The organism is Microterricola gilva, assembly GCF_004217495.1.
Classification (GTDB): Bacteria; Actinomycetota; Actinomycetes; order Actinomycetales; family Microbacteriaceae; genus Microterricola; species Microterricola gilva.
On record NZ_SHLC01000001.1, the window covers coordinates 1,694,090 to 1,706,698 of the forward strand.

11 protein-coding genes are annotated in these 12,609 nt (G+C 67.9%); 6 read left to right on the forward strand and 5 right to left on the reverse strand.

What is annotated here, in order from left to right; genetic code table 11:
* Positions 1–119 precede the first annotated feature (119 nt).
* Entirely contained in the window at positions 120–356 is a 237-nt protein-coding gene (locus EV379_RS07885) for a DUF7455 domain-containing protein (protein WP_130505652.1), read from the forward strand.
* A 27-nt stretch (positions 357–383) separates the two neighbouring features.
* Here the strand turns inward: EV379_RS07885 and EV379_RS07890 are convergent, their stop codons facing one another.
* The 5 genes from EV379_RS07890 to EV379_RS07910 form a co-directional block, all read right to left on the reverse strand.
* A complete protein-coding gene (locus tag EV379_RS07890) occupies positions 384–1,133 on the reverse strand; it encodes a type 1 glutamine amidotransferase (RefSeq protein ID WP_130505653.1) in 750 nt (249 codons plus the stop codon).
* Positions 1,130–2,404 carry a MurT ligase domain-containing protein gene (locus tag EV379_RS07895; protein WP_130505654.1) on the reverse strand — a complete coding sequence of 425 codons (1,275 nt, stop codon included), beginning with the start codon at positions 2,402–2,404 and terminating at the stop codon, positions 1,130–1,132. Before EV379_RS07895 ends, EV379_RS07890 begins: the two co-directional genes overlap by 4 nt.
* A 4-nt stretch (positions 2,405–2,408) precedes the next feature.
* Positions 2,409–3,734, reverse strand: a complete 1,326-nt coding sequence (locus EV379_RS07900; protein ID WP_130505655.1) for an RNA polymerase sigma factor — start codon at positions 3,732–3,734, stop codon at positions 2,409–2,411.
* A gap of 228 nt (positions 3,735–3,962) precedes the next feature.
* Positions 3,963–5,294 carry an MFS transporter gene (locus EV379_RS07905; protein WP_130505656.1) on the reverse strand — a complete coding sequence of 444 codons (1,332 nt, stop codon included), beginning with the start codon at positions 5,292–5,294 and terminating at the stop codon, positions 3,963–3,965.
* Positions 5,295–5,316: 22 nt separating this feature from the next.
* Positions 5,317–6,246, reverse strand: coding sequence for a proteasome assembly chaperone family protein (locus EV379_RS07910; RefSeq protein WP_130505657.1), 930 nt, complete (start codon positions 6,244–6,246; stop codon positions 5,317–5,319).
* A gap of 105 nt (positions 6,247–6,351) precedes the next feature.
* Here EV379_RS07910 and EV379_RS07915 point away from each other — a divergent pair, with 105 nt between their 5' ends.
* From EV379_RS07915 to lipA, 5 genes are all read left to right on the forward strand, one after another.
* Positions 6,352–7,899, forward strand: coding sequence for a leucyl aminopeptidase (locus EV379_RS07915; protein ID WP_130505658.1), 1,548 nt, complete (start codon positions 6,352–6,354; stop codon positions 7,897–7,899).
* Between the two features lie 106 nt (positions 7,900–8,005).
* Complete coding sequence (gene lpdA / locus EV379_RS07920; protein ID WP_130505659.1) at positions 8,006–9,379, forward strand: dihydrolipoyl dehydrogenase; 1,374 nt, start codon at positions 8,006–8,008, stop codon at positions 9,377–9,379.
* A gap of 62 nt (positions 9,380–9,441) precedes the next feature.
* Positions 9,442–10,869, forward strand: a complete 1,428-nt coding sequence (gene sucB, locus EV379_RS07925) for a 2-oxoglutarate dehydrogenase, E2 component, dihydrolipoamide succinyltransferase (protein ID WP_130505660.1) — start codon at positions 9,442–9,444, stop codon at positions 10,867–10,869.
* A 101-nt stretch (positions 10,870–10,970) separates the two neighbouring features.
* A complete protein-coding gene (gene lipB, locus EV379_RS07930; RefSeq protein WP_130505661.1) occupies positions 10,971–11,615 on the forward strand; it encodes a lipoyl(octanoyl) transferase LipB in 645 nt (214 codons plus the stop codon).
* A complete protein-coding gene (gene lipA, locus EV379_RS07935; protein WP_207226212.1) occupies positions 11,612–12,601 on the forward strand; it encodes a lipoyl synthase in 990 nt (329 codons plus the stop codon). The genes lipB and lipA overlap by 4 nt, the downstream gene beginning before the upstream one ends.
* Positions 12,602–12,609: the final 8 nt, after the last annotated feature.

Sequence of the window (12,609 nt, forward strand, 5' to 3'; positions counted from 1 at the left end):
CGCCGTTAGGTCACGACTTGGGCGTCAAAGCCTACGCGGTGAGCGAAATAGCACGAGAAAGGGGCATAGTTCAAGGCCTCTCGTGTTTACATTGGATATCAGCAATGGAGGAGGAGCCCATGTCACAGATCACCAGCCCGAACAGTGCGGTCGACGAGCTCGAAACCCCACACCAGCTCACGGCGCTCGACCGATGCGATGCATGTGGCGCCCAGGCGTACATCCGCGTGGTCGTCAGCAGCGGTGAGCTGTTGTTCTGCGCTCACCACGGTCGCAAGCACCAGGAGAAGCTCTCGGCGCTTGCACACAGCTGGCACGACGAGTCGAGCCGCCTGCTTGACGACAACAAGAGCTGAACCGACAAGAGCTAGGCAGAGCCAGCCCTACTCGCTCTCGAGCCCGAGCCGCACCGCAATCTGATTGCGTGCGGCTCGTGCTATTTCATCGACGGATTCCGCGCGCTCCCCGCGGCTGTACTCCGCCCCGGCGCGACGGAACATGCGCATCAGCAGCTCGTCGGCGAACGACGGGTTCTTCGCGAGCACCGGGCCGTGCAGGTGCGTGCCGAAGACGTCGCCCATGACGACGCCCTCCTGGCTGGAGTCGCGGCCGTTGCCGCTGCCGGAGAGCACCCGACCGAGCGGCGACGCCTCGGCGTGGTTGTAGTCACGGGCGTGGTTCTCGAAGCCGACCAGGCGACCGAACTTCGTCTTCACGACGAGATCATCGGTGACGCGCACGTCGCGGGGAACGGCGCGCCCAGGCAGGATGCCGATGCCCTCGATGGACTGCACCGGCGCTCCGGCCACACCGGCGAGCTCGACTCCGTGGCTGAGCAGTTCCCAGCCGGTGCCGATCGCGAGGATCGGCACACCCTCCGTGCCCCAGCGCCGGAGCTCATCGATCAGTGTGCGCAGCTTGTCGCGCGCCGCAACGAGATCCGTGTCGGAGCCGGAGCCGATGACGACGGCGTCGACATGGTCAGGCAGCTCTGCGGCATCCTCGACGGCGACAACGCGGGCGCTGGCGCCGGCCCATTCGGCACGGCGCGCCAGGACGCGGGCGTTCTCGGCGTCGCCGTTGCTGTTCAGCAGGCTGGGGAAGAGCGTGACAATGGTGAGCTCGGTGCTCATTCGGGTGCCTCCACGGCGCTCAGCCCGAGGTGCGCACGGGTGCGACGCATCGAGTCGGCGGAAAAGATGACCGTCTTGACGCCCCGCGCCGGGTCCGGCAGTGCCAGGAACTCGTCGACGGCGGCGCCGAGATCGTGCACGATGCGACCGATCTGCACATTGTCGTAGCTGAGCTGCAGCGCGAGCTCGTCCGCCTTGGACCCGGAGACGATGTCGACGTGCCCGAGACCGGAGGTGTCGACCGGCCAGAAGTAGCTGGGGTCGCGCACGTCGGAGCCGAGCGCGAACAGGATCTGCTCGGTGGCCGGGTCGAGGTGGTCGATGTTCAGCTGGAAGCTGGCCGGGTTCTGCACGAGAACGAACTCGACGGTCTTCCCCCGCACCTGCAGCGTCTCACCGCGGCCGAAGACCGGTGGGATCGAGCCGATGGTCGAGACGGCGATGGCCGGGTCGAAGCGGCTGCCGAGCACGGCGCGGGCGCCGGCCAGTGCCGCTGCGGCGTCGACCGCGTAGTGCGTTCCGCGGGCGGGCAGACGCACGGTCGTGACCGGTCCGCCGTCGATGGTGACCTCGCTGGAGCGGCCGGAGACGTCGCGCACGAGCACGCCGGCCTCAGACGGCATCCGTCGCTCGGTCATGGACGCCAGGCCGAGGCCGCGCGGGTTCTGATCGAGAACGTCGGCGCTCACGCCGAAACGCGGGGTGTCGACGGTGCCGTGCAGCCGCGAGACGAGCTGTTCGAGGAACGCGTCGTCCGCGTTGACCACGACGGCCTGGCTGGCGCGCAGCGCGATCTTCTCGAGCATCGCGGCGACCATCTCGGAGTCGTGGAAGCGGTCGATCTGGTCGACCATCACGTTCGTGAGCACGACGACGCGGGGCTTCAGGTCATCGGCGATGAGCGCGCCGTGGCCCTCATCCATCTCGAGCACGGCGATGTCGCCCGCGATGCGGCCGCCGAGGCTGGCCTCCTCGAGGAGCGCGGACGTCAGGCCCTGGGTGATGTTCGCCGTCGACGGGTTGGTGAAGACTTTCTTGCCGTGGCCACGGAGGGCCGCGACGAGCATCTTCGTCGTGGTCGACTTGCCGCTGGACCCGGAGACGATGACGAGCCCCTCCGGGAAGGAGTTGAGCGTCGTGGTCAGAAACCCGGGCGCGATCTTGTTGACGACGAGCCCGGGGATGGCCGAACCTCCGCCCGGCTTGCGCAGGCGCGCAAGCAGGCGGACACCGCGACCAATGAGGATCGCGGGGGCGTAGCGGATTCCCACCGGCCTACTCGAGGTAGTCGCGCAGCGACTGCGAGCGGCTCGGGTGACGGAGCTTGGCCATCGTCTTCGACTCGATCTGGCGGATGCGCTCGCGGGTGACCCCGAAGGTGTCGCCGATCTGGTCGAGGGTCTTCGGCATGCCGTCGCCCAGGCCGAAGCGCATGCGGATCACGCCGGCCTCGCGCTCGGAGAGGGAGTCCAGAAGCGACTCGAGCTGCTTCTGCAGCATCGTGAAGCCGACGGCGTCAGCGGGAACGACGGCCTCGGTGTCCTCGATGAGGTCACCGAACTCGCTGTCGCCGTCTTCACCGAGTGGCGTGTGCAACGAGATCGGCTCGCGGCCGTACTTCTGCACCTCGACGACCTTCTCCGGCGTCATGTCGAGCTCGCGGCTGAGCTCCTCAGGCGTTGGTTCGCGGCCGAGGTCCTGCAGCATCTGGCGCTGGACGCGGGCGAGCTTGTTGATGACCTCGACCATGTGCACTGGAATACGGATCGTGCGGGCCTGGTCGGCCATGGCGCGGGTGATCGCCTGACGGATCCACCAGGTGGCGTAGGTGGAGAACTTGAAGCCCTTGGTGTAGTCGAACTTCTCGACGGCACGGATGAGGCCCAGGTTTCCCTCCTGGATCAGGTCGAGGAACTGCATGCCGCGGCCGGTGTAGCGCTTGGCCAGCGAGACGACGAGGCGGAGGTTCGCCCCGAGCAGGTGGCTCTTGGCGCGGGCGCCGTCCTTGGCGACCCACTGCAGCTCGCGGCCGAGCTGCGACTTCTTCTCGGCGTCGCTCATGTGCGAGAGCTTGTCCTCGGCGAAGAGGCCGGCCTCGATGCGCATGGCCAGCTCGACTTCTTCGGCCGCGTTCAGAAGCGCGACCTTGCCGATCTGCTTCAGGTAGTCCTTGACCGGGTCGGCCGTCGCGCCGGTGATGGCGCTGGAGTAGACGGGAACCTCGTCCTCGTCGTCGACCATCGAGAGCACGAGTGCGCCGGTCGGCAGCGGCTCGGTGACGACGGCACGCTTGGGCTTGCCGTCCTCGTCCTCCTCATCCGCGTCGTCGGCTGCGGCGTCCGGGGCGTCGACGACGGCCTCGTCGACCACGACGACCTCATCGTGCTCGTCGTCCTCGTCGCCCTCTCCGCCTGCCGCGGTGGTCTTCTTGGTTGCTGCGCGCTTGCGCGGTGCGGCCTTCTCGGTTGCCGGCTTGGCAGCTGCGGCACCGGCGGCCTTGCGCACTGGAGCCTTCTTGGCCGCAGGCGCCTTGGCGGCGGGGGCAACAGCCTCGGCGGCGGTGTCTTCGCTCGCGTCGGGCTTCGTGGATCGGGTTGCCATTCGAGCACCTCTCAGACGGGCGAGCAGCGGGCCTTCCCATCGCAGGAAGTGAGCCGCTCGTCGACGTTCCACTCGCGACGAAGCCGCAAATGGACATTACGAGGACCCATGTCAAGTCTCGGTCCGTTTCCCACGCGCGAGCACAGGAAACCCAAGTCAAGAATGGGTCCGCTTTTGATTATTGCACGAAATCCGAGGGCCGGATGCCGCATGGGCTCCGGCGCGACGTCATTCGCCTCGGTGGCGGCGCAATCGCCTGGAGAGTGCAACCCAGATGGGTGCCACCTCTATTCCCTCTTCGTGCTTCATCTGGCGCCTGGTGCGGTGCCTGGCGTGCAACAACATCGCCACGCCGAAGCCGATCACGATGTACTGCACGAGGAACGCCAGGCGGAACGAGTCGTAGGAGTAGAGGTCACTCGGCTCCCCCGCTGCGACCCGCGCGTGGTCGAGCAGGTCGAGGATCGCGCCGACGAGGAAGATCATCACGAAGCTGGCGATGAATCCACCCATGTTCACGATGCCGTTCGCCGAACCGAGGCTGCGCATCGGGTTGAAGGTGCGGGCGAAGTCGAGCCCGATGAGCGAGCCTGGCCCGCCGACGCCCATCACGACGACGAGCAGCACGATGAGCCAGAGTGGCGGCTCTTCCGGCCAGAGCAGCACGACGGTCCAGACGAGGCCGATCACGTAGACGATGCCGAGCACCAGGCTGCTGCGGCGCAAGGGGAACCGTGCGGTGAGCAGACCGAGGATCGGCCCGGCCACCATGCCGGATCCGACGAGCACGAGGAGCATCAGCGCCGCGGTCTCCGGGCTCAGCCCGACACCGAACACGAGGAACGGGATTCCCCAGAACATCGTGAAGACGGTGCCGGAGGACTGCGAGACGAAGTGCGACCAGAATCCGAGCTGGGTGCCTGGCCGCTTCATAGCGGCCCGCAGATGGTGCATGGCGGTGCGCAACGAGCCGGTGTGCCGCCCATCCGGGGCGCCGCGCGGGCGATCGCGCAGGCACAGGATGCCGAGGAACAGCGCGAGCGCCGACGCGGATGCCGCCGCGACGAACGCGGGGGTCCAGCCGAAGTACAGCAGGGCCCAGGCGAACGGCACGGCGGAGAGCACCTGCCCGAGCTGGCCGATGTTGCCGAGCCACTGCGAGAGCTGGGGAACGAGCGACCCGCTGAACCACGAGCTGAGCAGCCGGATCAACGAGATGAAGATCGCCGCGTCACCGGCGCCGACGAGCACACGGCCGATCACGGCCACCGTGATGCTCGGAGAGAATGCGACGACGATCTGGCCGATGCACATGAGCGACGTGCCGACGAGCATGAGCGCACGCGGGCCGAAGCGGTCGATGAGCACTCCGACGGGAATCTGCAGGCTCGCGTAGACGACGAGCTGGAGCACGGCCAGCATCGAGAGCGCGGCAGCGGAGCTGTCGAAGCGCTCAGACGCGGCAACTCCGGCGACACCGAGGGAGGTTCGCTGCAGCACAGCGACGAGGTAGAGGAAGGCGCCGATCCCGAATATCAGCCAGGCACGACGAGAATTCACTCACCGAGCTTAGCCGCCGCGGTCACGGAGTCAGCGGCGGCTCACCGTCATTGCGACGCTTGAACGCCAAGAACTTCTCCAGCTCCGCGGCAATCTCGTCGGCCGTGGGCAGCTCGCCGTCCTCGTCCGTGAGGGGCGAGCGCAGGGTCGTTCCTGCCATGTAGCTGTCGTGGCGCTCCTCGAGGGTGCCGACCAGCTTGGCCAGCTCGCCGTTCTCGGCCACCTGCGCATCGATCTTCGACACGAACTCGCGGTTCGCCTCGCGCAGTCGGTCGGTCGGGAAGATGAGCCCCGTCGCCGCGCTGACGCTCTCCAGCGCCGAGATCGCCGCGGCCGGGTACTCGGTGTCGGCGAGGTAGTGCGGGATGAGCAGGATGAAGCCGACGGTCGGGCTCCCCTGCTCGGTGAGGCGGTACTCGACCAGGTGCAGCGCGTTGGCCGGAACCTGGGTGTGCGGACGCCACACCGACATGGCCGAGGTGAGGTCTTCCCGATTGCCACTGACGGTCACGCCGATGGCGCGGGTGTGCGGGACCGGCATCGGGATGGAGTGGACCCAGGTGGTCCCGGCGACCCCGAACCGTTCGACGAGGTCGAGCAGCGCGCGGCTGAACTGCTCCCACCGGAAGTCGGGTTCGAAGCCGGCGAGCATGAGGAACGGCTGGCCCAGCTCGTCGCGTGCGAGGTGCACCCGCAGCGCAGGCGGCTGGTAGTCGGTGAGGTGGTCCTCGTCGAAGTAGATGATGGGGCGCCTGGAGCGGTAGTCGAGCAGCAGATCCGCATCGAACTCGGCGACGACGACGTGATTCATGGTTCCGAGCAGGTACTCGGTGAACTGGCCGACGGCCCCGCCGGCATCGGCGAAGCCCGTGAGCCCGGCGACGAGGTGCAGCCCTTCCGGCACACTCGCGGCATCCGGGGTCAATCGATACAGTTCACTCGCGTCGCGCATACCCTCATGCTATTCGCGTCGGGTGGCGCGGGCGCGGCGAGGCGGCCATGCCGTGAGCGAACACGGTATTCCCGGCAGTGCGCGGCTCGCAACTAACATCGAGACATGACCTTCTCCTCCCTTGCCGTTTCGTCTGCCCCCGCCACAAGCTCAGAGGCCGATGTCCTGCTGCTCGCCGCCGTCACCGTCGACGGTGCGGCCTTCATGCGGGCGCCCGCCGAGTTCGTCGAGCTCGACGAGCAGCTCGCGGCGTTGGGCTTCACCGGAGCGTCAGAACAGCTCGTGCGCATCCCGGCCTCCGTCGGCTCGGCGCGCAGCATCGCCATCGTCGGTCTCGGCAAGACCGTGTCGACCGAGAGCCTCCGCTCCGCCACTGCATCGGCCGTGCGCCGCCTGCTCGGCGTCGACAGCGTCGCCGTGGCCATCCCCGTCGCGGATGCCGCAGAGGCCGCAGCCGTGCTCGAGGGCGCGACCATCGGCAGCTACTCCTACACCGAGTACCGCCACAGCACGCTCGAGCGCACCAAGACGCCGGCCGAGCAGATCACCGTGCACCTGGAGCAGCATGCCCCGGTCGCCGAGCCGGTGGACGAGGACGAGGTCGACGACGCCCCCGTCCCGCTCGAGCTCGACGCCGACGCCCTGCTCGCCCGCGCCACCGCCGTCGGTGAGGCCTTCGCGCTCGTCAAGGACCTCGTCAACGCCCCGCCGTCCGACCTCTTCCCGGCCAGCCTCGCCGACCGCGCCGTCGCCGCGGCGGCCGAGCTGCCCGTCGAGCTCGAGATCTGGGACGAGCACGAGCTCGCAGCCGACGGCTTCGGCGGCATCCTCGGCGTCGGGCAGGGTTCCTCCCGTCCGCCGCGCCTGGTCAAGGTCAGTTACACCCCGGCCGACGCCGAGAAGCACCTCGCTCTCGTCGGCAAGGGCATCACGTTCGACACCGGCGGAATCTCGCTAAAGCCCGGCGCGTCGATGGTCGGCATGAAGTACGACATGACGGGAGCCGCCACGGTGCTCGCCGTCACGCTCGCCGCAGCCCAGCTCGCGCTGCCCGTGCGCGTGACCGCGTGGCTGTGCCTGGCCGAGAACATGCCGTCCGGCACGGCGACACGCCCGAACGATGTGCTGCGCATCCGCGGCGGCCAGACCGTCGAGGTGCTGAACACCGACGCGGAGGGTCGTCTCGTGCTGGCCGACGGCCTGGTCGCGGCATCCGAGGAACAGCCCGATGCGATCGTCGACGTCGCCACCCTCACCGGCGCGCAGATCGTTGCCCTCGGCAGCCGCTACACCGCCGTGATGGGCGATGACTCGCTGCTCGCCCGGGTGCTGCAGGCTGCGGAGAGCGCCGACGAGAAGGTGTGGCCGATGCCGTTGCCCGAGGAGCTGCGGGCGAGCATCGACTCGGATGTCGCCGACATCGCCAACGCCAAGATCGGCAACCCGGCAGGCGGAATGCTGCTCGCCGGCGTCTTCCTGCAGGAGTTCATCGGGAAGCGCGCTGACGGGGAAACCCTGATTCCCTGGGCTCACCTCGACATCGCGGGGCCGTCGCACAACGAGGGCGCAGCGTACGGTGCGACCGGAGCAGGCCCGACCGGCGTGACCATCCGGACCCTGCTCAAGCTGGCCGAGGAGCTTGCCCGCCCATAGTAGGGTTGTATGGGCAAGGAGGGCTTGCCACCACGCCTGCTCGTGGGTCACAAATCCACGGAGCAGAACAGGCCGATCGACCTGATGCACTATAGGGAGCAACTGAGTGTCCGAGCAGAATTTTGACATTGTCGTCCTCGGTGGAGGAAGTGGTGGCTACGCCGCCGCATTGCGAGCTGTACAGCTCGGCTTCACGGTGGCCCTGATTGAGAAGGACAAGCTCGGCGGCACCTGCCTGCACCGTGGCTGCGTCCCCACCAAGGCACTCCTGCACACCGCAGAGGTCGCCGACGTCGCCCGCGACGCCGCCAAGTACGGCGTCAACGCCACGCTCAACGGCATCGACATGACCGCCGTCAACGCTCACCGTGACGGCATCGTCACCAGCAAGTGGAAGGGCCTGCAGGGGCTCATCAAGGCTCGCGGCATCACCGTCATCGAGGGCGAAGGCCGTCTCGCCTCCCCCACGAGCGTCCAGGTCGGCGCCGACACGATCGTCGGCAAGCACGTCATCCTCGCCACCGGTTCCTACTCGCGCTCGCTGCCCGGCCTCGAGCTCGGCGGCCGCGTGATCACGAGTGAGCAGGCCCTGCAGCTCGACTACATCCCGAAGAAGGTCGCCGTGCTCGGCGGCGGCGTCATCGGCGTTGAGTTCGCCAGCGTCTGGAAGTCCTTCGGCGCCGACGTCACCATCATCGAGGCCCTTCCGCACCTCGTTCCGAACGAGGAAGAGTCGATCTCCAAGCAGCTCGAGCGCGCGTTCCGCAAGCGCGGCATCGAGTACTCGCTCGGCGTGCGCTTCCAGAGCGTCACCCAGAACGAGTCCGGCGTCGTCGTCACCCTCGAAGATGGCAAGACCATCGAGGCAGAGCTGCTGCTCGTCGCCGTCGGCCGTGGCCCGGCCACCGCAGGCCTCGGCTTCGAGGAGCAGGGCATCACCATGGACCGCGGCTTCGTCATCACGAACGAGCGCCTCGCCACCAACGTGCCCGGCGTCTACGCGATCGGCGACATCGTTCCCGGTCTGCAGCTCGCCCACCGCAGCTTCCAGCAGGGCATCTTCGTCGCAGAGGAGATCGCGGGCCTGAACCCGATCATCGTCGAAGACGTGAACATCCCGAAGATCACCTACTGCGACCCGGAGGTCGCGTCGGTCGGCTACACCGAGGCCAAGGCGGCCGAGAAGTTCGGTGCAGACCAGATCAGCAGCTACGACTACAACCTCGGCGGCAACGCCAAGAGCTCGATCCTCGGCACCGCGGGATCGGTGAAGGTCGTCCGCGTCAACGACGGCCCCGTCGTCGGCGTGCACATGATCGGCGCCCGCGTCGGCGAGCTCATCGGTGAGGCCCAGTTGGCCGTCAACTGGGAGGCATACCCCGAGGACATCGCACCGCTGATCCACGCGCACCCCACCCAGAACGAGGCCATGGGCGAGGCATTCCTCTACCTGGCCGGTAAGCCGCTGCACGCCCTCTAGGCCGCGCGCACCCACGACTGCAATAAGCTCAGAATGAATAACGCTTTGAAGGAGACAATCGCATGAGCGAATCCGTCAGCCTCCCGGCACTCGGTGAGAGTGTCACAGAGGGTACGGTCACCCGTTGGTTGAAGAACGTGGGCGACCGCGTAGAGGTCGATGAGCCGCTGCTCGAGGTATCGACCGACAAGGTCGACACCGAGATCCCCTCGCCGATCGCCGGCGTGATCGAGGCGATCCTCGTCCAGGAGGACGAGACCGTCGAGGTCGGCACCGCGCTCGTCACCATCGGTGACGGCTCCGCCGCCGCTGCCCCCGCCGCTCCGGTCGCCGAGGCACCGGCGGCTCCCGAGCCCGTCGCGGCCCCTGAGCCCGTTGCCGCTCCCGAGCCCGTCGCAGCTCCTGCACCGGTCGCAGCTCCTGCACCGGTCGCCGCTCCGGCACCCGCAGCAGCCCCCGCGCCTGCCGCTCCGGCACCGGCCGCAGCGCCCGCGCCTGCCGCTCCGGCTCCCGCAGCAGCTCCCGCTCCCGCAGCAGCCCCGGCTCCCGCTGCGGCTCCCGCCGCCGAGGCTCCGGCCGCGGCATCCGGATCGCACGCCTCGACCAGCGGCTACGTGACCCCGATCGTTCGCAAGCTCGCCAACGAGCAGGGCGTCGACCTCAGCACCCTCACCGGCACCGGTGTCGGCGGCCGCATCCGCAAGCAGGATGTACTCTCCGCCCAGGCTCCGGCGGCCTCCGCCGCCGCGGCAGCCCCCGTGCTCGAGGTGTCCCCGCTGCGCGGCACCGTGCAGCCGATGTCGCGTCTGCGCAAGGTCGTTGCCGAGCGCGCCGTCATCTCGATGCAGTCGACGGCCCAGCTCACGACGGTCGTCGAGGTCGACGTGACCCGCGTCGCCATGCTCCGCGACAAGGTCAAGGCCGAGTTCCTCGCCAAGACGGGCAACAAGCTGTCCTTCCTGCCGTTCTTCGCACTGGCCGCCGTCGAGGCGCTCAAGGCGTACCCGGTGATCAACGCGACCGTTGACGGCGACTCGATCGTCTACCCGGACCACGAGAACCTCAGCATCGCCGTCGACACCGAGCGCGGTCTGCTCACCCCCGTCGTCCGTGACGCGAGCTCGCTGAACATCGCCGAGCTGGCCGCCCAGATCGCCGACCTGGCCGGACGCACCCGCGAGAACAAGCTCAAGCCGGACGAGCTCGCCGGCGGCACGTTCACGCTGACCAACACGGGTTCGCGCGGCGCGCTGTTCGACACCCCGCTGGTCTTCCTCCCCCAGGTCGCCATCCTCGGCACCGGAATCGTGGCCAAGAAGCCCGTCGTCGTCAGCGACAACGGCATCGACGCCATCTCGATCCGCTCCACGGTGTTCCTGGCGCTCTCCTACGACCACCGCATCGTCGATGGCGCAGACGCGGCCCGCTTCCTCACCACGGTGAAGGCGCGCCTCGAGGGTGCAGCATTCGAAGGACAGCTGGGACTCTAGGAGTCCGACGCTCTCTCGTAGACGCCGACCGGCCTCGCCCCTGATCATCAGGGGCGAGGCCGGTTTCGTTTGCCGAAGCCCCGTCCGCTTAGACTGACCGAATGCTCGACTTTGTCGTCGCGGGGCTAAGCGCCAACTCCGTGCCGTATCTCGAGGGCCTTGCCCTTCAGCGCGCCGTCCATCAGTCCGTCGTCTCCTGTGATCGCAACGACACCGTGATCTTCCTCGAACATGATCCCGTGTACACCGCAGGCAAACGCACCCTCCCCGAGGAACGTCCGCTCGGCGACGTTCAGGTGATCGATGTCGATCGGGGAGGCAAGATCACCTGGCATGGGCCGGGCCAGCTCGTGGTCTACCCGATTCTCCATCTTCCGGACCCCGTCGACGTCGTCGGTTATGTGCGCACGCTCGAGGGCATCGTTCTCGAGGTGCTGAACGACCTCGGCGTCGCGGCCCACCGCGTCGACGGTCGCTCCGGCGTCTGGTTCACCGACGGCGGTCGAAGCAACAAGCTCGCAGCCATCGGCATCCGCGTCGCAGAGGGCGTCACGATGCACGGCCTCGCGCTCAACTGCAGCAACTCCCTGGAGGCCTACGACCACATCGTCGCCTGTGGCATCGCGGATGCCGGCGTCACAACGGTCAGTGCCGTGCTCGGTCGCACGGTCTCCCCCGAGGAACTCGTCGCACCCATGCAAGCGGCGCTCCTGCGCGCCTTCGACCGCGAGCGGGTGCTCCTGTGAGCGCGGCTCCCGACGGGCGCAGGATGCTGCGTCTCGAGGTGCGCAACGCCCAGACACCGATCGAGCGCAAGCCAGAGTGGATCAAGACCAGGGCGAAGATGGGACCGGAGTACACCCAGCTGCAGGCTCTCGTGAAGAGCGAGGAGCTGCACACGGTGTGCCAGGAGGCGGGGTGCCCAAACATCTACGAGTGCTGGGAAGACCGCGAGGCCACGTTCCTCATCGGAGGTGCCCAGTGCACGAGGCGATGCGACTTCTGCCAGATCGACACGGGCAAGCCGGCCGACTACGACGTCGATGAACCGCGTCGCGTCGCCGAATCGGTGCTCAGGATGCAGCTGCGCTACGCAACCGTGACGGGTGTCGCGCGAGACGATCTCCCCGACGAGGGTTCGTGGCTCTACGCGGAGACGATTCGCGAGATCCACCGCCAGGCCCCGGGTACCGGCGTCGAAATCCTAGTCCCAGACTTCTCGGGGAACCCCGAGTACCTGGGCGAGGTCTTCTCCGCCAGGCCCGAGGTGTTCGCGCACAATGTCGAGACGGTGCCGCGGATCTTCAAGCGCATTCGGCCGGCATTCACCTATGAGCGTTCCCTCGGCGTGATCGCCCAGGGCCGCGCGGCGGGGCTGATCACCAAGTCGAATCTGATTCTCGGCATGGGTGAGGATCGTGCAGAGGTCTCCCAGGCCCTGCGAGATCTGCACGCGGCCGGAACCGACATCATCACGATCACGCAGTACCTCCGCCCGAGCGCCAGGCACCTGCCTGTCGCGCGCTGGGTGAAGCCTGAGGAGTTCGTCGAGCTCAATCACGAGGCGGAGGAGATCGGCTTCCTGGGGGTGTTGTCCGGGCCACTGGTGCGATCCTCCTACCGCGCGGGGCGACTGTGGGCGCAGTCGATGCGGGCAACGGGCCGGGCGATACCCGCCGAGCTCCAACACCTCGCCGATGCCTCGCTCGGATTCGCGCAGGCCGTCTCCTAGCGTCGATC

What these genes read in the sequence shown, in the direction of transcription:
- EV379_RS07885 (WP_130505652.1), top strand. Translation starts at nt 120, where the DNA reads ATGTCACAGATCACCAGCCCGAACAGTGCGGTCGACGAGCTCGAAACC.
- EV379_RS07890 (WP_130505653.1), bottom strand. Translation starts at nt 1,133, where the DNA reads ATGAGCACCGAGCTCACCATTGTCACGCTCTTCCCCAGCCTGCTGAAC.
- EV379_RS07900 (WP_130505655.1), bottom strand. Translation starts at nt 3,734, where the DNA reads ATGGCAACCCGATCCACGAAGCCCGACGCGAGCGAAGACACCGCCGCC.
- EV379_RS07910 (WP_130505657.1), bottom strand. Translation starts at nt 6,246, where the DNA reads ATGCGCGACGCGAGTGAACTGTATCGATTGACCCCGGATGCCGCGAGT.
- EV379_RS07915 (WP_130505658.1), top strand. Translation starts at nt 6,352, where the DNA reads ATGACCTTCTCCTCCCTTGCCGTTTCGTCTGCCCCCGCCACAAGCTCA.
- sucB (WP_130505660.1), top strand. Translation starts at nt 9,442, where the DNA reads ATGAGCGAATCCGTCAGCCTCCCGGCACTCGGTGAGAGTGTCACAGAG.
- lipB (WP_130505661.1), top strand. Translation starts at nt 10,971, where the DNA reads ATGCTCGACTTTGTCGTCGCGGGGCTAAGCGCCAACTCCGTGCCGTAT.